The 22,393-nt window shown below is 40.6% G+C and carries 17 protein-coding genes and 5 tRNA genes; 18 read left to right on the top strand and 4 right to left on the bottom strand.

Going from position 1 to position 22,393, the window contains the following annotated elements; genetic code table 11:
- The 7 genes from AN392_RS16220 to purF all read left to right on the top strand — a co-directional run.
- On the top strand, nt 1-2,666 hold a 2,666-nt coding region (locus AN392_RS16220; RefSeq protein WP_327078074.1), incomplete at its 5' end, for a FimV/HubP family polar landmark protein.
- Nucleotides 2,667-2,836: 170 nt separating this feature from the next.
- Nucleotides 2,837-3,631, top strand: a complete 795-nt coding sequence (gene truA, locus AN392_RS16215) for a tRNA pseudouridine(38-40) synthase TruA (protein WP_008111070.1) — start codon at nt 2,837-2,839, stop codon at nt 3,629-3,631.
- A gap of 163 nt (nt 3,632-3,794) precedes the next feature.
- On the top strand, nt 3,795-4,670 hold the full coding sequence (gene accD, locus AN392_RS16210) for an acetyl-CoA carboxylase, carboxyltransferase subunit beta (RefSeq protein ID WP_008111068.1): 876 nt from the start codon (nt 3,795-3,797) through the stop codon (nt 4,668-4,670).
- 25 nt (nt 4,671-4,695) lie between these two features.
- Nucleotides 4,696-5,961 carry a bifunctional tetrahydrofolate synthase/dihydrofolate synthase gene (gene folC / locus AN392_RS16205; protein WP_055013269.1) on the top strand — a complete coding sequence of 422 codons (1,266 nt, stop codon included), beginning with the start codon at nt 4,696-4,698 and terminating at the stop codon, nt 5,959-5,961.
- An 11-nt stretch (nt 5,962-5,972) separates the two neighbouring features.
- Nucleotides 5,973-6,599: an SPOR domain-containing protein gene (locus tag AN392_RS16200; protein ID WP_055013268.1), complete on the top strand. Its 627-nt coding sequence runs from the start codon at nt 5,973-5,975 to the stop codon at nt 6,597-6,599.
- Nucleotides 6,600-6,827: 228 nt separating this feature from the next.
- The gene (locus AN392_RS16195) at nt 6,828-7,322 is read left to right on the top strand and encodes a CvpA family protein (protein WP_008111063.1); all 495 of its coding nucleotides are present in this window, start codon (nt 6,828-6,830) and stop codon (nt 7,320-7,322) included.
- Between the two features lie 18 nt (nt 7,323-7,340).
- Complete coding sequence (gene purF / locus AN392_RS16190; protein WP_008468349.1) at nt 7,341-8,867, top strand: amidophosphoribosyltransferase; 1,527 nt, start codon at nt 7,341-7,343, stop codon at nt 8,865-8,867.
- A 78-nt stretch (nt 8,868-8,945) separates the two neighbouring features.
- On the opposite strand, the gene AN392_RS16185 is transcribed toward purF, so the two are convergent.
- Nucleotides 8,946-9,545 (bottom strand): Yip1 family protein, encoded by a 600-nt coding sequence (locus AN392_RS16185; protein ID WP_008111059.1) that lies wholly within the window; start codon nt 9,543-9,545, stop codon nt 8,946-8,948.
- Nucleotides 9,546-9,744: 199 nt separating this feature from the next.
- Between AN392_RS16185 and miaE the strand changes: the two genes are divergently transcribed.
- The 3 genes from miaE (at nt 9,745) to AN392_RS16170 (ending at nt 14,881) form a co-directional block, all read left to right on the top strand.
- Nucleotides 9,745-10,524, top strand: coding sequence for a tRNA isopentenyl-2-thiomethyl-A-37 hydroxylase MiaE (gene miaE, locus AN392_RS16180; RefSeq protein WP_054202395.1), 780 nt, complete (start codon nt 9,745-9,747; stop codon nt 10,522-10,524).
- A gap of 192 nt (nt 10,525-10,716) precedes the next feature.
- The gene (locus AN392_RS16175; protein ID WP_055013267.1) at nt 10,717-12,951 is read left to right on the top strand and encodes an EAL domain-containing protein; all 2,235 of its coding nucleotides are present in this window, start codon (nt 10,717-10,719) and stop codon (nt 12,949-12,951) included.
- Nucleotides 12,944-14,881, top strand: a complete 1,938-nt coding sequence (locus tag AN392_RS16170; protein WP_010388057.1) for a sensor histidine kinase — start codon at nt 12,944-12,946, stop codon at nt 14,879-14,881. Before AN392_RS16175 ends, AN392_RS16170 begins: the two co-directional genes overlap by 8 nt.
- 12 nt (nt 14,882-14,893) lie before the next feature.
- Here AN392_RS16170 and AN392_RS16165 read toward each other — a convergent pair whose 3' ends face one another.
- Nucleotides 14,894-15,628 carry a UDP-2,3-diacylglucosamine diphosphatase gene (locus tag AN392_RS16165; RefSeq protein WP_055013266.1) on the bottom strand — a complete coding sequence of 245 codons (735 nt, stop codon included), beginning with the start codon at nt 15,626-15,628 and terminating at the stop codon, nt 14,894-14,896.
- 67 nt (nt 15,629-15,695) lie between these two features.
- Nucleotides 15,696-16,187: a peptidylprolyl isomerase gene (locus tag AN392_RS16160; protein ID WP_008111051.1), complete on the bottom strand. Its 492-nt coding sequence runs from the start codon at nt 16,185-16,187 to the stop codon at nt 15,696-15,698.
- Nucleotides 16,188-16,341: 154 nt separating this feature from the next.
- On the opposite strand from AN392_RS16160, the gene cysS reads away from it, so the two are divergent.
- Both cysS and AN392_RS16150 read left to right on the top strand, forming a co-directional pair.
- On the top strand, nt 16,342-17,721 hold the full coding sequence (gene cysS, locus AN392_RS16155; protein WP_055013265.1) for a cysteine--tRNA ligase: 1,380 nt from the start codon (nt 16,342-16,344) through the stop codon (nt 17,719-17,721).
- Between the two features lie 188 nt (nt 17,722-17,909).
- The gene (locus AN392_RS16150) at nt 17,910-18,806 is read left to right on the top strand and encodes an EamA family transporter (RefSeq protein ID WP_055013264.1); all 897 of its coding nucleotides are present in this window, start codon (nt 17,910-17,912) and stop codon (nt 18,804-18,806) included.
- Between the two features lie 31 nt (nt 18,807-18,837).
- Here AN392_RS16150 and folD read toward each other — a convergent pair whose 3' ends face one another.
- Nucleotides 18,838-19,692 (bottom strand): bifunctional methylenetetrahydrofolate dehydrogenase/methenyltetrahydrofolate cyclohydrolase FolD, encoded by an 855-nt coding sequence (gene folD / locus AN392_RS16145; RefSeq protein ID WP_008111045.1) that lies wholly within the window; start codon nt 19,690-19,692, stop codon nt 18,838-18,840.
- A 348-nt stretch (nt 19,693-20,040) separates the two neighbouring features.
- Here folD and AN392_RS16140 point away from each other — a divergent pair.
- The 6 genes from AN392_RS16140 (at nt 20,041) to tig (ending at nt 22,234) form a co-directional block, all read left to right on the top strand.
- Nucleotides 20,041-20,117 (top strand) — tRNA-Pro (locus AN392_RS16140).
- Between the two features lie 55 nt (nt 20,118-20,172).
- A tRNA-Arg gene (locus AN392_RS16135) sits at nt 20,173-20,249 on the top strand.
- A gap of 24 nt (nt 20,250-20,273) precedes the next feature.
- A tRNA-His gene (locus tag AN392_RS16130) sits at nt 20,274-20,349 on the top strand.
- Between the two features lie 18 nt (nt 20,350-20,367).
- A tRNA-Pro gene (locus AN392_RS16125) sits at nt 20,368-20,444 on the top strand.
- 56 nt (nt 20,445-20,500) lie between these two features.
- Nucleotides 20,501-20,577: transfer RNA gene (locus tag AN392_RS16120), tRNA-Pro, on the top strand.
- Between the two features lie 352 nt (nt 20,578-20,929).
- Nucleotides 20,930-22,234, top strand: coding sequence for a trigger factor (gene tig, locus AN392_RS16115; RefSeq protein ID WP_010388062.1), 1,305 nt, complete (start codon nt 20,930-20,932; stop codon nt 22,232-22,234).
- Nucleotides 22,235-22,393: the final 159 nt, after the last annotated feature.

Below are 22,393 nucleotides of genomic sequence, written 5' to 3'. Positions count from 1 at the left end.
AAACTGAAGAGCCTGATATCGATAGCCTAGTTGATGAAGACGATGAAGTTGATATTGATGAATTGCTCGATGCTGAGCAACCAACTACTACTGAAGCTCAAATTGAAGAGCCAGATATCGACAGCTTAGTTGAAGAAGACGAAGTAGATATTGACGATGTACTAGATACTGAGCAACCTGAAAGTGATGTTCATGATTCTGAAATAGATCATGCATTGGCGGACTCAATTGAAGATTTAACTGACGCGCAAGAAGAGTTAAATAGTGAAGATGTAGAATCTATCGCTTCATCTTTTGCTGAGCCTGAGCCTGAGCCTGAGCTTGAGCCTGAGCTTGAGCCTGAGCCAGAAACTGAAGCAGAGCCAGAAGTTGCAGCAGAGCTAGAAATTGCAGCAGAGCCAGAAGTTGAAGCAGAGCCAGAAGTTGATGTTGAATCAGAAGATGATTTTACTGATACGTCTTCTAATTTACTCGATCCAGAAGATGCGCTTGATGAGTACAATGATGAAAACCTTGATAGCGTTGATGAGCTACTGAGCGAGTTAGAACAAACAAGTGATGATTATGTAGAAGCACCTGATTGGTCAGTTGATGGCTTAGACGAGCAATCTGAACCAGAAGCAGAGCCTGAGCTTGAAGCCGAGCCAGAGCTTGAAGTAGAGCCTGAGCTTGAAGTCGAGCCTGAGCTTGAAGTCGAGCCTGAGCTTGAAGCAAAGCCTGAACTTGAAGTCGAGCCTGAGCTTGAAGCAGAGCCAGAGCTTGAAGTCGAGCCTGAGCTTGAAGCAGAGCCTGAACTTGAAGTCGAGCCTGAGCTTGAAATAGAGCCTGAACTTGAAGTAGAGCCAGAGCTTGAAGCAGAGCCTGAACTTGAAGTCGAGCCTGAGCTTGAAGCCGAGCCTAAACTTGAATCAGAGCCAGAGCTTGAAGCAGAGCCAGAGCTTGAAGCAGAGCCAGAGCTTGAAGCAGAGCCTGAACTTGAAGCCGAGCCTGAACTTGAAGTAGAGCCTGAGCTTGAAGCAGAGCCAGAGCTTGAAGCAGAGCCTGAACTTGAAGCAGAGCCTGAACTTGAAGTAGAGCCAGAACTTGAAGCCGAACCAGAGCTTGAAGCAGAGCCTGAACTTGAAGCCGAACCAGAACTTGAAGCCGAGCCTGAGCTTGAAGTCGAGCCTGAGCTTGAAGTCGAGCCTGAGCTTGAAGCCGAACCAGAACTTGAAGCAGAGCCTGAGCTTGAAGTAGAACCAGAGCTTGAAGTCGAACCTGAACTTGAAGTAGAGCCTGAACTTGAAGCAGAGCTTGAACTTGAAGCAGAGCCTGAACTTGAAGCCGAGCCAGAGCTTGAAGCAGAGCCTGAGCTTGAAGCAGAGCCAGAACTTGAAGCAGAGTCTGATGTTGGATCAGAAGATGATTTTACCGATACGTCTTCTACTTTACTCGACCCAGAAGATGCGCTTGACGAATACAACGATGAAAACTTCAAAAGTGTCGATGATCTTTTAAGTGAGCTTGAGCAAACAGGCGATGAGGATGAACAAGTACCTGATTGGTCAATGGATGACTTAGACGATGATCTTGATGAAGAGGAAATTGATTTAGGCGATGATCCGCTTGCTGGCGATATCCAAAGCAACGATTTATCGTCAGAAGACGATGAGCTATATGAGCCTGAAATAATCACCCCAAGTGAAGAACTTGAGGAGTATCCTGAGTTAGAGCTGGATGATGAACTGCCTTTATCTGATGAAGAGCAACAATCACTAACTCCAGAAGAGCTACAAGGTGATAATTTAGATGGTGATGCCACAGGCATGTCACCCAGCCAAGCAGAGCAAGATCTCGCTAATGCTCTATCAGCAGGTAACGATCTCGATAGCCTAGAAGATGATTTTGATGATGAGCTGTTACTTAACAATGAGTTTTCAGAGTTAGAGATAGAGCAAGCTTTAGATAATGATATTTCAGAGTCTGCAGATCTGACTGAACAAGCTGCAGATGAGCAAGCTGTTAGCTCTAACGATGATTTTGATGATGATCAGCTTGATGCGTTAACAGAGTCAGCTGAATTTACCGATCAGCAAACAAATGCTGATCGTGAAGCTGATTTAACGCAAACGTCAGTACCGTCAGAATCAGAAATGATTTCAGATGATGAACTAGATGATGAGTTCATGGCTGATTTAACGCAAACAGATTTTGATTCATTACTGAATGAGTTGGCTGAACCTGATGATGTTGATTTAAGCGACAGCAGTGAATTCGATGTTGATTTTAATAGCTTACTTAACGAAGATTTAGCTGATGATAAAGCACCATCGTTGCAAGAGCCCACTGAGCAACCTGAGGTTACTGAGCCATTAGATCAAGATGACTTTGTTGATATTGATGCATTACTAGAGCAAAGTGATGATGCGGATATAGATCACGAACCTTACACCGACGTCGATATGGATGTTGGTTTGGGTGACTACGATTCATTACTTGCTGGTGATAACCCTATGGATGTTGATACTCAAAGTGGTGGTTACTCGGCAAAGCTTGATCTTGCTCACGCATATATAGAGATAGATGATGCTGACTCGGCAGTTAAAATTTTAGATGAGATTATTAATAATGGCCCAGACGATGTGCAAGAAGAAGCACAAAATCTAAAAGCTAAGCTGAAAAACTAACAATAGCTAAGTCCTGGAAAGGATAACTAAGCTGTAAAACCCGTTATTGGCTAACACTAATAACGGGTTTTTTGTATCGCATAGTTAGGAACCTTAGTTCGCTGCTTTTATTGGAACGCCATATAGCATAAAATGCAGCGTCGATTAGCACAGTAGGTAAAGCAGTAATTATGCGAGTAGCACTTGGAGTAGAATACAACGGCGCGCGTTACAGTGGTTGGCAGCGTCAATCTCATGTAAATAGCGTACAACAAGAAGTAGAAAAAGCGTTGTCGCGCATTTGTAATCATCCGGTTGAAATTGTATGTGCAGGGCGCACCGATGCCGGTGTTCATGGCACTGGTCAAGTTGTGCATTTTGATACCCATGCTGAGCGTGAAATGGTGGCCTTTACATTAGGCATGAATACCTTATTACCAAAAGACATTGCTATTCGTTTTGCCCAGCCTGTGGTTGAAGACTTTCATGCTCGCTTTAGTGCCACTGCTCGTCGTTATCGTTATGTTATTTATAATTATGCGTTTCGTGGTGCGGTATTAAATGAAGGTGTTACCCATTTTCATCATCCTTTAGATGAAGTGAAAATGCAGCAGGCTTGCCAATATTTATTAGGTGAGCACGATTTCACATCGTTTAGAGCGCTTCACTGCCAAGCTAATACGGCAACGCGAACGATTCATCATTTATCGGTACAGCGCCAAGGTGCTTATGTCATTATTGATATTAAAGCCAATGCGTTTTTGCATCATATGGTACGTAATATTACCGGGTGTTTAATGGATATCGGTTTACATAAACATGAACCAATTTGGTTAAAAGAGCTGTTAGATGTTAAAGAGCGGGCCAAAGCGAGCGCCACAGCAAAAGCGGCGGGTTTATATTTAGTAGATGTTGATTACCCAGAACACTTTAATATTCCTAGAACGCCGTTGGGGCCATTGTTTTTAGCCGATACCGATATTTAAAAGGTAATCAGGTGGTTATTTTTATACGCTATTATTCGTAGGGCTAACTACTAAGACCAGTTTTTTATACCTTGATAGCGTAATTCATGTTTTAATTGGAAAAATTTGTTTGCATGGTTAACATGTAGACTCGCGACACAGAACAGCATTAAGAGAGTTGCAAATGAGTTGGCTAGAAAAAATCTTACCAAAAACGACTAAATCTTCAGGTCGTAAAGAAATTCCAGAAGGTGTATGGGCTAAATGTACGTCATGTGATTCAATTTTATATAAAGCAGAATTAGAAAAATCACTAAATGTATGCCCTAAGTGCGACCATCATATGCGTGTTAGTGGTCGTAAGCGTCTTGAACAATTTTTAGATGACGGTGACCGTCATGAATTAGGCGCTCAACACGAACCTAAAGATGTGCTTAAATTTAGAGACTCTAAAAAATACTCAGATCGTATTAATGCAGCTCAAAAGTCAAGCGGTGAAAAAGACGCACTGGTTGCAATGAAAGGGAACTTAAAAGGTATTCCGGTTGCTGCAGTTGCATTTGAATTCTCATTTATGGGTGGCTCAATGGCATCGGTTGTAGGTGCTCGCTTTGTTGACGCGGTTGACCAATGTTTAGAGCATAATATGCCGCTGATTTGTTTTTCTGCATCTGGCGGTGCACGTATGCAAGAGGCGCTAATGTCACTTATGCAAATGGCTAAAACCAGTGCTGCACTTGCTAAAATGACCGAAAAAGGCCTACCGTTCATCTCGGTAATGACTGACCCAACAATGGGTGGTGTATCAGCATCATTGGCAATGCTTGGTGATATTAATGTTGCCGAGCCTAAAGCTTTGATTGGTTTTGCAGGTCCGCGTGTTATTGAACAAACCGTGCGTGAAACACTGCCTGAGGGTTTCCAACGCAGTGAGTTTTTATTAGAGCACGGCGCAATCGACATGATTATTGACCGTCGAGAAATGCGCGATACGCTAGCACGTATCTTAGCAAAGTTTATGAACTTGCCTTCTACGGAACAAGAGCATAGAGTAGCGTAAATTTCAGCTTTACTGATTACATGCTATGACAAAAACAATTCCTAGCCAATCATCAAGCCTTGATGATTGGCTTTGTTATTTAGAGAGTGTTCACCCTGCTAATATAGAAATGGGCTTAGAGCGCGTTGCTCGTGTTGCTAACAACATAGAGCTTTTAACTTCCTCAAGTAAAATCATTCTTATTGCAGGCACCAATGGCAAAGGAACAACAGCACGTTGTTTAGAGTCATTATTATTAGCCCAGGGTTATTGTGTTGGCACCTATGCTTCACCTCATTTAGTTCGCTATAACGAACGTGTACGCGTTAATGGGGCAGAGCTTGACGATCAATACCATGTCGATGCGTTTAATTTACTAGAGCAAGGACGTGGTGACACACCATTAACCTATTTTGAATATGGTACCTTAGGCGCGTTGGCTATATTTAAACGCTTAGAAGTTGACTACGTGTTGTTAGAGGTCGGTTTGGGCGGGCGTTTTGACGCGACCAATATTGTTACCCCATTTGCTAGTGTGATCACCACCATCGATTTAGATCATAAAGAATATTTAGGTGATACCCGTAAGCTGGTGGCTTATGACAAGGCGGGAATTTTTAGAGAGAGTACCCCGGCAATTATTGGGGATTTAAATATCCCGCATACAATGACCGATTATGGCAAAGAAATTAACGCTAATATGGTGCTATCGGGCAGCGACTTTATTTTTAAAGAGCATGAGCAAAGTTTTAGTTGGCAATTTAAAGCACATAATCTCGAGTTACCTAAACCGGCCATCCCGTGTCAAAATGTGGCCACTGCGTTAACGACATTGTCGGTGCTAGATTTATTACCAAGTGATGAAGTGATAACTCAGTGCATAGCCAACTTAGTGGTAGAAGGGCGCTTTCAACAATTAAGTGAGTCGCCATTAGTGTACACCGATGTGGCACATAACCCTGAATCGGCACGTTATTTAGCAACTAAGTTAGCAAGCTATAAAGATAAAGGCTTTAAAATTCATGCATTAGCCGCTATGCTTGCTGATAAAGATAAAGTCGGTGTGCTTAAAGAAGTGGCTGATGTAGTCGATGAATGGTCGTTGGCTAGCTTAGGTGGCCCGCGAGGGGATAGTGCAGCTCATCTTCAACAGGCGCTTTCAAGTATACCCAATAGTCATTTTAAACAGGGTTATAGCAACGTAGAGATAGCATTGGATGCTATTTTGCCAAGCCAGCCAAGTAATACACTATTGATTGTATTTGGCTCATTTTTTACCGTGGCTGGCGCTATTCATTACTTTAAAAAATAGAGAGGATGTCGGTGAACTCAGGTTTTATTAATCGCTTAGTCGGAACAAGTATTGTGGTGATCGCAGCAATTGTGTTTATTCCCAATATACTCGATGGTGAAAAAGTGCACTATAAAGAAGGCTTTAAAGCGATTCCAGAACGCTCTGAGTTCAAGACCATTGATTTACAAGAATCAATTGATCAGCAAGTGGCAAATGCAGAACCATTAAAAGAGGATGAAATTGAAAATATTCAGCCTGATGATGCTGCATTTGAGCAACAAAACAGCTCAGCTGAAACTGACGTTACTGCACAGCCAGCAATGGTTGAAGCGGTCATAGCCGATACAAAGCAAGACACAGTCACTACCGAGCAAAATAACGCTACGCGTAATACCAATGAAAACTTAACAAGTATGGCGTATGTCATTCAGCTTGGTAGTTTTTCTCATGCGGCAAATGTAAAAGCGTTGCAGGCAAAGCTAAAAACGAAAGGTTTTAAAAGCTTTACTAGGCCAATTAAAACGCCAAATGGTACGTTAACTAAAGTATTTGTAGGGCCGTCATTAAGTAAAAATGAGCTGCAGTCCCAACTTCCCGCGCTGAAAGAGCTAACTAAACTAAACGGTAAAGTTACTCAATTTGAAGTGGCAAAATAACTTAGTCGCTAATAGGTGAGTGTGCTTATAACTTAATATTGCACATTTACCTAACTTATACTCCATAAGTTAAGGCTAGATCTCCACCTACTTTTAGCCTGTATATTTCACGCTATTTTTTATCTAAAAACTGTATGTTTTTACTCACCTGCATTCTCACGCTTAAACTTGCATCACTGGGAGGTTTAGGTATAGAATGCGCCCAAAATTAGCGACTAATTGGTTCTTATGATCTGGGTTGATTACGCCATTATTGGCATTATTGCACTCTCTACCATCATCGGTTTAATACGCGGCTTTGTTAAAGAAGCTATGTCATTAGCGGTATGGGCAGGGGCTTTCATCATCTCCAGCTTATTTTATCAATATTTAGCTTCCTTCCTAACATCCATTTCTGAACCCCTTTTAAGAAATGCAGCGGCCATTGCCATATTATTCTTTGCGACGCTATTGTTAGGCGGTTTACTAAACTATATTTTAGGTGAGCTTGTACAGCGAACCGGATTATCCGGCACAGACCGTGTTTTTGGTGTGGTGTTTGGTGCTCTTCGAGGCGTGTTGGTCGTGAGCGCGTTACTCTTCTTTCTTGATGCTTTTACTGGTGCGCCAAATACGCATTGGTGGGGCAACTCTATTTTGATTCCAGAATTTGGCTTTGTAGTTGAATGGTTCTTTTCGTACCTAGAAAACAACTCGAGCTTTTTAAATTCAGTAAACCGTTAATCGGCGAGGATAAATTACATGTGTGGTATCGTTGGAATAGTCGGAACATCGCCAGTTAATCAGGCGATTTATGATGGCTTAACCGTTTTGCAACACCGTGGCCAAGATGCTGCGGGTATCATAACTATTGAGAACAATACATTTAGCTTGCGCAAAGCAAATGGCCTAGTGAAAGATGTATTTCACACTCGTCATATGAAACGTTTGCAAGGCAACATTGGCATTGGCCATGTGCGCTACCCAACAGCGGGTTCTTCAAGCTCGTCAGAGGCTCAGCCGTTTTACGTGAACTCTCCTTTTGGTATAGCACTTGCCCATAATGGTAACTTAACCAATGCAGAGTCGTTAAAAGAGCAGTTATTTTCAGAGGCACGTCGCCATGTTAATACTACCTCTGATTCTGAGATTTTACTTAACATCATGGCACATGAGCTAAGTAAGCCAGACAAACTAAAATTAGACCCTGAAGATATTTTTACAGCGGTTACTGAAGTTAACAATAAAGTGACGGGTGGTTATGCGACTATAGCCATGATTATCGGTCATGGTATTGTGGCGTTTCGCGATCCAAATGGTATTCGTCCTTTAGTATTTGGTAAACGTGAATCTGCTGCCGGTACTGAATATATGTTTGCATCAGAAAGTGTGGCGTTAAAGCCAGATGGCTTTGAGTTTATTCGTGACGTTGCCCCAGGCGAAGCTATTTACGTGACTGAAAAAGGCGAGTTTCATTCTTTTACCTGTGCAGATAAAGTGTCTTACTCACCATGTATTTTTGAATTTGTTTACTTTGCGCGCCCGGATTCAACCATTGATCGTATGTCGGTTTATGCTGCACGTGTAAATATGGGAACAAAACTAGGCGAGAAAGTAGCACGTGAGTGGGCCGATAAAGACATTGATGTCGTTATTCCTATCCCAGAAACTTCATGTGATATCGCTTTAGAAATGGCACGCGTACTTGACTTACCTTACCGCCAAGGCTTTGTTAAAAATCGCTATATTGGCCGTACGTTTATTATGCCAGGCCAAGAGCTACGTAAAAAATCGGTACGTCAAAAACTCAATGCAATTGACCGTGAGTTTAAAGGTAAAAATGTCCTACTTGTTGATGACTCAATAGTACGTGGTACTACCTCAGCACAAATAGTTGAGATGGCACGCGAGTCTGGTGCTAAAAATGTTTACTTTGCGTCAGCTGCACCGGAAATACGCTTTCCAAATGTATACGGTATAGATATGCCATCGGCGGCTGAACTAATTGCACATGGCCGTGAAGTAGAAGATATTAACCAAAGCATAAGCTCTGATGGTTTAATCTTTCAATCATTAAGTGATTTAATTGCTGCAGTTAGCCAAGAAAACCCTGAAATCACTAAGTTTGAAACGTCAGTGTTTGATGGACAATACATTACTGGCGATGTTGATCAAGACTATCTAAATCGTATTGATAAGCTACGTAACGATTCTGCTAAAAGCACCCGCGAAAACGCGATGTCGTCTGGTTTAGAAATACATAACCAAGATGAAAACGAATCTGATTAACAGTGATAATACTGCCTGATAGCATTATCGGCGTTACAAAAAAAGGAGCTTAATCGCTCCTTTTTTGTTTTTCAATTTTTAGGTAAACATAGGGCTGATTATACCGTTGGTCCATAGCATGGCGGTAAGCGCTAAAATAATAACAAGTAGAATTAATCCACAGGTGACAACAGAGCTTGCATAAATAAAGCCGCGCTCCTGCGGAATGTGCATCAAAATAGGGACGCCGGTATACAGTAAATAAACTGAGTAAGCGAGTGCCACTAACCCAACACACACCACAAACCACAACTCAGGCCAAAAGGCAGCCAATGCCGACATAAACACCGGTGTTGCGGTATACGCTGCCAGCTCAATAGTTTGGGTAAAGGTTGGTTTAGCACCAAAAGTAACCGCCATCCAATGCGCTAAGTAGGCCAGTGCAAATACACCGCCAATTAAAGCAACGTACATAGCCGCGCCAATCATTAGTGCGCTTTCATGGGTTAAAAAAACTGGGTTACCTGTGCCTATACTCCAGCCTAGGTAAACCGATGAGTAGTATCCCATTGCTGAGGGAAATAAAGCGATTAGCAAAATGTGGGATAAGCTGTAGGTTAAGCTTTCGTGACGGTTATCAATTGTTTGCCACTCTTCGAGTGGATGGGCGTATAAGCCCCATAGGTGATTTAGTATCATTGCGTGCTCTCCATAAAAGGATATATTACTGTTTGGTTATAGTTGGTTTGTTTTTTATACAGTCCATTTAGTTATGGTTCAGTAACTAAGCAAAGTCAAGTTATCCACATGCTTGTAATAAGGGCGTGTGTTTATTTTATTCAGGGCATTATTTCGTGTTAAAATACATAATCGCAATTTATAGCAATGAGTAGTCAGCGTGCCACATAGCCAGCTTTTAGAGCCAATTAACAACTTTTTATTATGCAGTACCCCCGATGAGTGGGTTGAACAGGCGACCAAAAAAGAAAATTTACCCATCATATTAATTGATCATTTAATTTGTGAGCTAAAAGCGGCACAAAGTGCGATGTTTTTAATCCGTAAGTATGCGGTAGATAAAGACAGCAGTGATGCACTGCTTGAGTGGCTAAAACCGTTTGAAACGCTTATTTATAAACGTGAGGGGAACTGGCGTGATTTAGCGGCTAAAAATAAACTGACAAAGTCTATTATTCCTAAATCTAACTCACCTTATGGACAAGACTTAATTGATAAAATGGTGATGTTAATAAAAGAAGAGTTGCATCACTTTTATCAAGTGTTGGAAATTATGGATGAATACGGCGTTGAATATAAAAGTATAACCCCATGTCGTTACGCTAAAGGTATGTTACGTAATGTTAAAACGTTTGAGCCCAATGCATTAGTTGATAAACTTATTGTAGGTGCGTACATAGAAGCGCGCTCATGTGAACGTTTTGCTGCGCTTGCCCCGCATGTAGATAAACGCTTAGGGGACTTTTATATTTCACTGCTTCGCTCAGAGGCTCGCCATTATCAAGATTACTTAACCCTTGCTCAAGAAATTGCTGACTTTGATATTACCGAGCGGGTAAAAGAATTTGCTGAAATAGAAGCGCATCTAATTACATCAGACGATGAAGACTTCAAATTTCATAGCGGCGTACCTATTACTGCTTGCCAACAACCCGCATAATTTACACATGAAGCTGCTACCAGTTAAACAGCAAACTGTTGTAGCAGCTACTTTTAATTAAATTCTTTTTAAATTAGACACATCCAATACCCTCACCTAATATTAGAATAACTATTTAAATTATTTAACTTATTGCTTTGTAATTCATTTTAATAACAAGGTCATACCTTATTTATTATTGGGTGAGAAGATATGCAAGATAAAGAGGGATTATTTGTATTTGCAGCTGAAGAAGAACAAGCAGATACAGAGCTGAAAGCATGGAAAATATTAACCGTTGAGGATGACCTTGATTATCAGAACGCGTTAGTTAATAGCTTAAAAGAATTAAAAGCCAAGGATGGTTATAAATACGAGCTTTTAACAGCAAATTCTGTGCCTGAGGCTGCTCTTGCGCTGAGTATGCACCCCGACATCGCACTCATATTTATAGATGTAGTAATGGAGGAGGATGACTCAGGTCTGCGTTTAGTAAATACTATTCGAGAGGTTATTGGTAACGCAGAAATGCGTATTGTGCTGTTAACAGGCCAACCTGGTTTTGCACCAGAGAGCGATATCATGAAAGTACTTGATATCGATGAATACTGGAATAAATCAGATATTTCTGCCGAGAAGCTGCAATCAATTGTTAATAGTAACATGCGCACTTGGGAATATATTTCACAAATCAAGTCAGCCAAACAAGGTTTACAGTTGGTACTAGACGCGTCTAGAAGTATTAACGGTAAGCATGACATGGCCTCTTTTTCTTATGCTGTGCTTAAAGAAATTAGTAATATTTTAAAAATAACCGAAGGCGGCGGTATTTTCTGCTCGAGTAATGTAAACCCTGGCTCTGAAAGTTTAATACTTTCTACACATGGTTGCTTTAGTGGCACTAAAGGGCAACCTGTGGAACCTAACCTGCCTGCAGAAATGCTGCAAGATTTTAAACAAGCGACCAGAGAGCGTCGTCATATATTCTCAAAAAATCACAGTGTGTTTTTTTTCGAAACGCATACATTGCAAGGTCAGGGTACTGACTACATAACGATTGTAAAATCTGATAACCCTATCAATGAGCAAAATGAATATTTACTTAAAGTATTTAGTGAAAATGTTAGCACGGGATTTGCTAATATTTCGTTGTTGAATCGCTTAACTGAACTTGCTTACACCGACGTATCACTTAACTTGCAAAACCGTAACTGGCTAACCCGTGAAATAAAGAATATGAATGCCCATGAGCGGCTAAAAACGCGATTAGTCATTTTTGATATTTATCAGTTTGATGAAAAAGCGTTTACTTTCGGGAATGACTTTTGTAATAAATTAATGAAGCTAGTCCATCAAAGTATAGTTGATTCTTTTGCTAAGTATGAACCGCGCATAGCATTAATTAGTAATAAAACATTTGGCATGCTAGTCAGCGTTGACTTTGATATCTCAGATGCAATTAGTTACTTTCAAAATAAGCAAAAGTTCGAAATTGAACAGGTGAAGCAATATATTGATGTGCGTATATTGGAGTTGAAGTTAAGCGCTGCTTTAAACTTAACACCTGAAAAAGTGATTAGCTTAGCAGAGTCTAGTCTTAACTATACGGTGGCAAACCAAGCAAAGTATATTCAGCATACTGAGGAAAAAACAGATCAGATTACTCGTCGCTATGAGTTGATGGCTGAGCTTAGAACGGCTATAGGTAATAAAAGTTTAGAGGTGGCATTACAACCCAAAATCAGCTTATCAACCTTGAAACCAGCTGGTTTTGAAGCGCTCGCTAGGTGGCAAAGAGCCGATGGTAGTTTTGTTCCCCCCGACGAATTTATAGAATTAGCGGAAACAGCCGGATTAATTAATGAACTAGACCATGTAATTTTTGAGAAAATACTAGAGACTATTAATCAACTTAAAGAGCAAGGCTGCAACTTACCCGTTGCATTTAATGCATCCTCTTATGATTTAGTTGAACCAAGCTACTTTGAACAAATAAAAACTAAAATTGAAGAATACAGTATTTTGCCTTCTATGCTTGAGCTAGAGGTGACAGAGACACAAGCTATAAGCAACTATAGTTTAATTAAAGAAGCGCTTGAGCGGTTCATTGCTTTGGGTATGAAAGTCAGTATTGATGACTTTGGTACGGGGTATTCGTCTTTGGCTCACATTAATGAAATACCGTCTACGTCGATAAAAATAGATCGCTACTTTGTCAGTGACCTTGAGTTTAATGACAATAATCAATACATGATTAAGATGATATTGTCTTTGGCAAAGCAATTTGACTTTTCGGTGATTGCTGAAGGTGTTGAGAATGAATTTGAGGCCCAGTGGTTACAACAGCAGGGGTGTGAAACGGCTCAAGGTTACTACTTTGCTAAGCCATTATTTTTTAAAGATTTAGTGGTGTGGCTAAAACAGTTTGAAGTGAGTGCGAATGAATAGCCTTAACAGCTTGCCGGTCGGCTCAAAAAAAAGTGTGCTGATAAAGTCTTTGTTTAGTTTATTTATTACTTTATTTGTTGGCTGGCTTATTTATGAACAAGTATATCAAGAAAAAATAAACACCATAAAAACCAAACAAGATGAAAAGTTAGTACTTATAAGTAGTGATTTTTCCAGAGAGCTCAGCAGTATTAAAAAGCTCACGCTTATACTGGCACAGGGACCCGCATTAAAAAGTGATAAACAAGGCAAACCCTTTCAACAAGAACAAATCAGAGATGAGGTAAATAACTATTTTTTAAATTTCGCCGCTATCTCTAATAATATCTCGCAAATCCGCTGGCTTGATACTCAAGGTCAGGAGCAATACCGTATTAATGTAGTGAATGGTGCAGGCGAAATTGTAGCGCCCGATGGGTTGCAAAATAAGCAAAACCGTTACTACTTTCAAAAAGGGATGCAAATTAGTGCGCCTGATATTTTTGCTACAGAAATAGATTTAAACATAGAACGCAACAAAATTATAAAACCACACCAACCAACAATCCGTGTAACCTACCGTACTAGCGAAGAAAATTACTTTTTAGATGGCCTATTGGTGGTCAATTTTAACTTAGATTATCTATTTAATCAGATCAAAAGCTATAGCCAAGAAAGTACTCATATCAGCATTTTGAATCATGATGGTTTTTGGTTGTTAAATAAAGATTCTCGCTTAGAGTGGGGGTTTATGTATGGTAAGAATGAGCAAACGCTTGCCATTCAAGAACCACGGTTTTGGCAGCAAATTATTGATGGCAAAGTCGAGTATGGTTCGCATTTTTTTAATAATAGCCTTTATACATATCGACGTTTTTCTATTTTTTCGCTACGTGAAAACACAGAAAAGATCAGTAACACCGATAAAGAGTTAATTATTCTTATCAGTAGCCCCGATGAACTTCTATTAAGCGCGCAAAAAGTCGCATTAAAACTAGCTCTTTTATGCAGCAGCGTACTCTGCTTAGTAAGTTTTGGCTTTATTTATCGTGAGTATAGGTTTCAAAACCAGTTAGTAACTCTGTCGCATAAGTTGCATATAGAAAAAGTAGAGCTGGGCATTGTCAATCGAGAGCTTGACGAAACGATTAAACAACAACAGAAATTACAAGAGGGGTTAATTGAAGCGCAAAAATTATCTTCACTCGGGTTGTTAGTTGCTGGTGTTGCCCATGAGATGAATACCCCGATTGGAGGAGCCGTTATTTCGGTTTCTAATGCCGATATGGCATTGAATAAATTAAATGAAGCCATGAAGAAAGGGCTAACTAAATCAACCCTAGAAGACACAACTACACGCATTGGAGAGAACTTAGCACTGGCAAAAGTTAACTTAAATAAAACAGCGGTGTTGGTGAAAAGCTTTAAAAAAATGGCGATTGACCGCCATAATGATGAGTTTATTGCATGTGATATTGAAAAAATCATTCAAGAGTTATTATTGACATTAAACTCTAGGTTAAAAAGCTCGCCGATAAAAGTGAAAACTATTTTTTCACTTAATAAACAAGTGGTTAGTTTGCCGGGTATCATTTCTCAGGTTGTTGAAAACTTAGTGATCAATGCGCTAAATCACGCTTTTGATGAAAAGCAGGAGGGCGTAATTGAAATAAAAGTTGAACAAGCGACTAATAATAGGGTGAGGCTGAGCGTGTCAGATAATGGTAAAGGTATTAACGCTGAGATAAAGGCAGATATATTTGAACCCTTTTATACTACAGCTAGAGGTAAAGGTAACACGGGTTTAGGTTTATATATGGTTTATCAATGGGTAACTCAAGTTTTAAAAGGGGAGATTTCGTTGCAATCTGATCTAGGCGGTAATGAAGACTACAAAACACAATTTGTTATTTTACTGCCAGAGCTTGCCACAAAAACTCATTACAATTAATTGTTAGGAGCGTTATAAAGGCGTTGAAATTAATTGTTGTAACTCGGGGGTAACCACTAAATACGAACCTTGAGTATACCAATCGCCCAATACTGTGCGAGTAAGCGTTTGGTTATTAACTTCATAGGTATGTACATCAGGGCGGTGAGTATGGCCGTGGATCATATTAGCCACGTTATGTTTGGCGAAGGTTTCGAGTACTGCGCTTTGCACCACATCCAGTATTTCTATAGGTTTGTCTGCTTGGCTAAGTTTACTTTTTTCACGTGCATCACGCGCTATTTTTTTACGATACCACAATGGCATAGCAAGCATAAGTTTAGGCCACCACCAACCACGACTTTTTTGACGAAACTTTTGATACTCAATATCCTGAGTACACATTTCATCACCGTGCAAAATGACAGTAGGAGTGCCGTAGAGGTCGATCACTGTTTGCTCATTCAGTAAGGTCATTCCTGCCATATTGGCGTATTTTTCACGCATGATAAAATCGCGATTACCGTGTACAAAATAAATGGGGATACCCGAGTTACTAACTGCTTTTAATTGTTTGGCAACTGCTGCTGATAGTTCGCTAACATAATCGTCACCAACCCACACTTCAAAAAAATCACCTAAAATATACAGCGCATCTACTTTTTGAGGAGCAATATGGGAGTGTAAAAATTTAAAAAATGCCGCTGTAATATCAGGGCGATTTTCACTCAAATGTAAATCGGCAATAAAGTAGGTTTGGCGAGTCATGGTAGTTCCAGTTAAATAAAAGCGGGTGAATACCCGCTTTATGTATTCTTTGAAGAATAAGGGGGTTTTAGCTTACAGTTACACTTTCAATTACCACATCTTCAAGTGGTACATCTTGGTGGAAACCATTGCTACCTGTAGCAACACCTTTGATTTTATTTACTACGTCCATGCCTTCTACTACTTCAGCAAACACACAGTAACCCCAACCTTGCGACGTTTCGCTGCTGTGGTTTAAAAAGTCGTTGTTATTCACGTTAATGAAAAATTGCGCTGTAGCTGAGTGTGGATCAGGCGTACGCGCCATTGCTAAAGTACCTACTTTGTTAGATAGGCCGTTGTTAGCTTCATTTTCAATTGGGTCGTTTACTTCTTTTTGTTCCATGCCCGATGCAAAACCACCGCCTTGAACCATAAAACCATCAATTACACGGTGAAAAATAGTGCCGTTATAAAAACCTGAGTTTGCATACTCTAAAAAGTTTTTTACTGTATTTGGAGCTTCGCTTTCGTGCATTTTAATGGTGATATCACCAAAGTTTGTGTGTAGAACAACCATGAGGTTTCCTATAGCTGGTTTAAATATTGGCGCTATTTTATCGTAGTTGACTCAGATTAACAAAGTAGATGTTATGTTTGTTATAAACCGCTAGAGCCCATGCTTAGCAAGTGGTAACATAGCTTTTCTGTTAATCGTGAAGGAAAGCAACTAAATGGTACAAATATACAACACACTGACACGCCAAAAAGAACAATTTAAACCTATGGTCGATGGAAAAATCGACATGTATGTGTGTGGTATCACCATTTATGATTACTGTCACATTGGCCATGCACGCACATTTGTGGGTTTTGATGTGATTGTTCGCTATCTTCGTCATTTAGGTTACGACTTAAAGTACGTACGTAATATTACCGATGTTGATGATAAAATTATCAAGCGCGCAAATGAAAACGGTGAGGCGATTAACGACTTAACCGTGCGTATGACTAAAGCCATGCATGAAGACTTTGACAGCTTAAACATGCTGCGTCCTGATGTAGAGCCAACGGTTACAGGTCACATGGATGAAATTATTGCTATGGTTGAGCGTTTGATTGCCAAAGGCCATGCTTATGTTGCAGCCGATGGCGACGTTTTATTTGATGTATCAACCTTTGAGCAATACGGAGCACTTTCGCAGCAAGATTTAACCATGCTGCAATCGGGCTCACGTGTGGAAGTAGCACAAGATAAAGACGATCCTCTTGATTTTGTTTTATGGAAAAAAGCTAAAGCAGGGGAGCCATCGTGGTCATCACCTTGGGGAGAGGGGCGCCCTGGTTGGCACATAGAATGTTCAGCAATGAGTTCAAAGCACCTAGGTGAGCACTTTGATATTCATGGTGGTGGTTCAGATTTACAGTTCCCACATCACGAAAACGAAATTGCGCAATCATGCTGTGCTAACAACGGCCAATACGTTAATACTTGGATCCACACCGGTATGGTTCAAGTGAACAAAGAAAAGATGTCTAAATCATTAGATAACTTTTTTACCGTTCGTGAAGTATTAAAGCAATACGATGCTGAGTCGGTTCGCTACTTTTTAATTTCTGGCCATTACCGCAGTCAACTTAATTACTCGCAAGAAAACTTAGACCAAGCACGTTCATCACTTGAGCGTATTTACACGGCATTACGTGGTGTTGAGCCAGTTGAATGTGAGCTTGAGGGTAATGAGTATGTAGCTAAGTTTAGAAAAGCTATGAATGATGACTTTAATTCGCCAGAAGCATTACCGGTTGTATTTGAAGTTGCTAAAGAGCTAAACCGAGTAAAAGAAACTGATAGCGAAAAAGCAGGACATTTAGCCTTTGTTCTACGCAGCTTAGGTGAAATACTTGGTATTGCTCAGCAAGCACCAGAGGCATTTTTACAAGGCGGTCAAAACGACGATGAAGTGGCTGAAATTGAGGCACTGATAGTCAAACGTAATGACGCACGTGCCAGTAAAAATTGGGCTGCAGCAGATGAAGCTCGCGATGCTTTAAATGCACTGGGTGTAATACTTGAAGATTCAGCGGGAAAAACAACGTGGCGTAAAGCATAGGGTTTGTCGACCTTGGCAGATTTAGCCATAACGCGCTGATCACAAAAAAAGGGTTACCATAGGGTAACCCTTTTTTGGTTATATCAATTGCATTAAATTGATTATGTTTTTAATAAAATTGACGCTGTTGACCTCAATCATAGTTGAGGTTTTAAACTCGCATTCATCAATTTAAAAATGGAAAATTAATGAATATTCTACTTGCCATGATCCCTGCTTTTTTATGGGGCACGACTTATGCAGTGACTAAGTACGCAACCCCAGAGTGGCCACCAATCTTATTAGGTGCCATACGCGCACTTCCTGCCGGTTTATTGTTGTTGCTGTTTAAACCTTCTTGGCCAACGGCTAAACAATGGCCAGGCATTTTTCTGATCGGCGCAATTAATATTGCGTTATTTTTTAGCTTTATTTTTGTAATGGCAATTAACCTACCAGCAGCTATCGCAGGCGTGGGAATGGTGTCAGTACCGGTAGTGGCATTATTATATGCATGGCTTGTAAAGCGACAACAGCCAGCGCTGGTGCAAGGTTTTTGTGCGCTTGCTTTAGTGGTTTTAGCATGGCGCTTATTTGATCCACAGCATGTAGCACTTAATGTTTTGGGGGTTTTAGCGCTGATAGGGGCGTTATTAACTATTGTGATAGGCAGCACGCTGGTAAAAAAAGTAACGGCTAAAGTACACTGGTGGACGGTACTCACGTGGCAGCTAATCATTGGTGGTAGTTTGCTAGCAATTGCGGCTATGGTTCAAGCTTTTTATTTTGCCCCTCAGCAGTATCAATTTTTAACTGCAACAATAAATACCACGCAATGGCTGGCGTTATTTTGGCTAGTGGTCCCTAATACTGCTTTGGCTTACATCCTATATGTTTGGTTATTAGGGCGAATGTCAGTAGTTGAGTTTACTTTTGGCACTATAGCCAACCCAATTGCCGGTATTTTATGTGCCGGAATATTAATTAACGAGCAGTATGCAAGTTGGCAATATGCAATTATGTTATTGATGATTGTGTTTTCGGTTTTGCCACAAGGCTTGGACTTAATAAAACGAAGAATGATGATACAAAAAGCCCGCAATTAAGCGGGCTTTGCATTACTTTATTTTTTATTGATTAGCTGTGATATTTCTCACACGCTTCTAACGTATTTTCAATTAAGCTAGCAACTGTCATCGGGCCTACACCGCCTGGTACAGGGGTAATAAAGTCAGCTTTTTGTTCTGCAACGGCGTATTCAACGTCACCCACTAATTTACCGTTGTCTAAACGGTTAATACCCACATCAATAACAATCGCGCCTTCTTTTATCCAATCACCCGGAATAAACTCTGGCTTGCCTACAGCAACAACCAGTAAGTCAGCACGGCGAACATGGGTTTCTAAATCTTGCGTGAACTTATGGCAAACAGTAGTCGTACAGCCAGCTAACAATAATTCAAGTGACATAGGACGGCCCACAATATTAGAGGCGCCCACAACCACTGCGTGCATGCCTTTGTAACGCACACCAGTTGAATCTAATAAGGTGATAATACCCTTTGGCGTACATGGGCGAAGGGCAGGCATTCGCTGCGCCAAACGACCAATGTTATAAGGATGAAAGCCATCAACATCTTTATGCGGGGTAATACGTTCAAGAATTTTTTCTGCATCTAGGCCTGCAGGTAAAGGAAGTTGTACTAAAATACCGTCAACTTCGCCATCAACATTCAATTCATCAATTAATGCTAATAGCGCTTGCTCTGTTGTGTCTGCGGGTAAATCAAATGATTTAGAAATAAAACCAACTTCTTCACAGGCTTTACGCTTTGAACCAACGTAAACTTGGCTTGCTGGGTCTTGTCCAACAAGCACCACAGCTAATCCTGGGGCTCTAAGGTTTTGTGCAACACGTTCTGAAACTCGTTCAGCCACTGCGCTACGTACTTGTTTTGCTACTGCTTTACCATCAATGATGTTTGCCGTCATGGGTGACCTTTAATTAGGTTAATTAACTTGATACCGATACATTTAAAAAACGAATGCATATATAGGGGTTAAAATGCCGATAAAGAAAAACACCTTTACCTTACTCATTTTTTAATATGGCGACTATTTTCGCAGAAAAGCGGTTGAGCGCCAAGTTGCTTTTAAATTATAAGCCCCCGAATTATAAAAAAGAGTTTAAATTTTATCCCTGTATCGTAATATTTGACCATTATGAACTAAAAATGAGCAATTGATTTGTTTTCTTAAAAAAACGTTTGACCTAACCCGGTCAAATCACTATTATGCACCCCGTTGTCAACGAGGTCACTCGCAGACAATAGTAAGTATCGGCGATTAGCGCAGTTTGGTAGCGCACTTGGTTTGGGTCCAAGGGGTCGCAGGTTCAAATCCTGCATCGCCGACCATTTTTATGTTTACTCATAACAATTTAACTTACTAGTGAACTATGAAGTTTTCGATGCGCCCATAGCTCAGCTGGATAGAGCAACGCCCTTCTAAGGCGTCGGTCGAAGGTTCGAATCCTTCTGGGTGCGCCATTTTGAAAACATTGTAATGCCGTGGTGATTGTAGCTCAGTTGGTAGAGCCCCGGATTGTGATTCCGGTTGTCGTGGGTTCGAGCCCCATCAGTCACCCCAATTTACAAAAAAGAATATCGGCGATTAGCGCAGTTTGGTAGCGCACTTGGTTTGGGTCCAAGGGGTCGCAGGTTCAAATCCTGCATCGCCGACCACTTTCTTATAAGTGGTCTTAAATCCTAAGTTTAAGTATTCGAGAAAATATCTATATCGGCGATTAGCGCAGTTTGGTAGCGCACTTGGTTTGGGTCCAAGGGGTCGCAGGTTCAAATCCTGCATCGCCGACCATTTCCCCTTAAGCTCCATATTCTAAATCTCTATTTTATTTAAAATAACTCTATTTTTTGCTCCTATTCATTCTATACAGTTTAATTAGCCTGTTTTTTATTCGCTTAGTCGTTATCTGCCTTTAACTACCCCAAATAATTGCCCCCCACACTCGACTATCATGAATATTAGGTTATAATGCCGCGTCTATTTGTTTAAAAATATAGTGCCCTTAGGGCAGAGCAGCAATGGTATCTCCTGGTAGCGACGGATTTTTTTAAGCTCTAAGGCTTGAATTTTATCAAGACGCCTATAGATTACTTTGTTTGTAATGAAGGCGAAAAGTCGCCAAAATTGAATATTGAGGTAAATCATGCAAGTTTCTGTTGAGACGACTCAAGGCCTTGAGCGCCGTCTGACCATCACCGTTCCTGCAGAGAACGTTGAGACCGAAGTAAAAAAACGCTTACAACAACTGTCAAAAACGCAGCGTATCGACGGTTTCCGTGCTGGTAAAGTTCCAGTATCAGTAATCAACAAGCGTTTCGGACCAGCTGTTCGTCAAGAAGTTGCTGGCGAAGTAATGCAACGTAATTACATTGAAGCAATTGTTGCTGAAAAAATTAACCCTGCTGGCGCACCTACATTTGCTCCAAAAGCACTTGAAGCAGGTAAAGATTTAGAGTTCTCAGCAACATTTGAAGTTTACCCTGAAGTTGAAGTTCAAGGTTTAGATAAAATTGCTGTTGAAAAACCAGCGGTAGAAGTAACTGACGAAGATTTAGCAAACATGCTAGAGACACTTCGTAAGCAACACGCTTCTTGGGCTGACGTTGATGCAGCTGCTGGCGCAAACGACCGTGTAACGGTTGATTTCGTTGGTACTATCGACGGTGAAGAATTCGAAGGCGGCAAAGCTGAAGATTTCCCATTAGAACTTGGCCAAGGTCGTATGATCCCAGGTTTTGAAGACAACATCGTAGGCAAAAAAGCAGGCGAAGAAGTGGTTGCTGACGTAAACTTCCCTGAAGATTACCACGCTGAAAACTTAAAAGGTAAAGCGGCTCAATTCACTATCACAGTGAAAAAAGTTGAAGCGCAAGAATTACCTGAATTAAGCGATGAGTTTGCAACTAAATTCGGTGTTGCCGAAGGCGGCGTAGACGCGCTTAAAGAAGAAGTTAAAAAGAACATGACACGTGAGCTAGACCAAGCGGTTAAAGCTAACGTAAAAGACCAAGCAATCAAAGGTCTTTTAGAGCAAAACGAAGTTGAAGTGCCTAAAGCATTAATCGACCAAGAAGTTGACGCTTTACGTGAGCAAGCTGCTCAACGTTTTGGTGGTAACGGTCAAAATATGCCTGAACTTCCAGCTGAATTGTTCCATGAGCAAGCAGTTACACGAGTTAAAACTGGCCTATTATTAGGCGAAGTGATCAAAGCAAACGACATCAAAGTTGATGACGCTAAAGTTGAAGCACTTATCGCTACTGTAGCATCTGCATACGAAGATCCAACTGAAGTAGTAGAATACTACAAAGCAAATGATCAACTAATGCAACAAATGCGTAATGTAGCAATGGAAGAGCAAGCTGTTGAAGCTATTTTAGCTAAAGCAACTGTGACTGATGTTGAAAAAGCATTTGATGACATCATGAATCCACAGCAAGGTGCATAATAAGTCATTGACTTAAGCGCTCGCTAACGATTAAATGGCTCGTGTTACTCTGTTTATGCAGTGTGCCCGGGCCATTTTAGTTTGTGGTTCTTAATTAGCTAAAAATGATCATTATGCTTTTCTTAGAATAAGTATAAGCGCATAAGGAATTAAATAAGT

It is taken from the genome of Pseudoalteromonas sp. P1-16-1b, assembly GCF_001401785.1.
GTDB lineage: Bacteria > Pseudomonadota > Gammaproteobacteria > Enterobacterales > Alteromonadaceae > Pseudoalteromonas > Pseudoalteromonas undina.
Note: the sequence above shows the minus strand (reverse complement) of the source record. Positions and strands in the feature narration are given on the sequence as shown.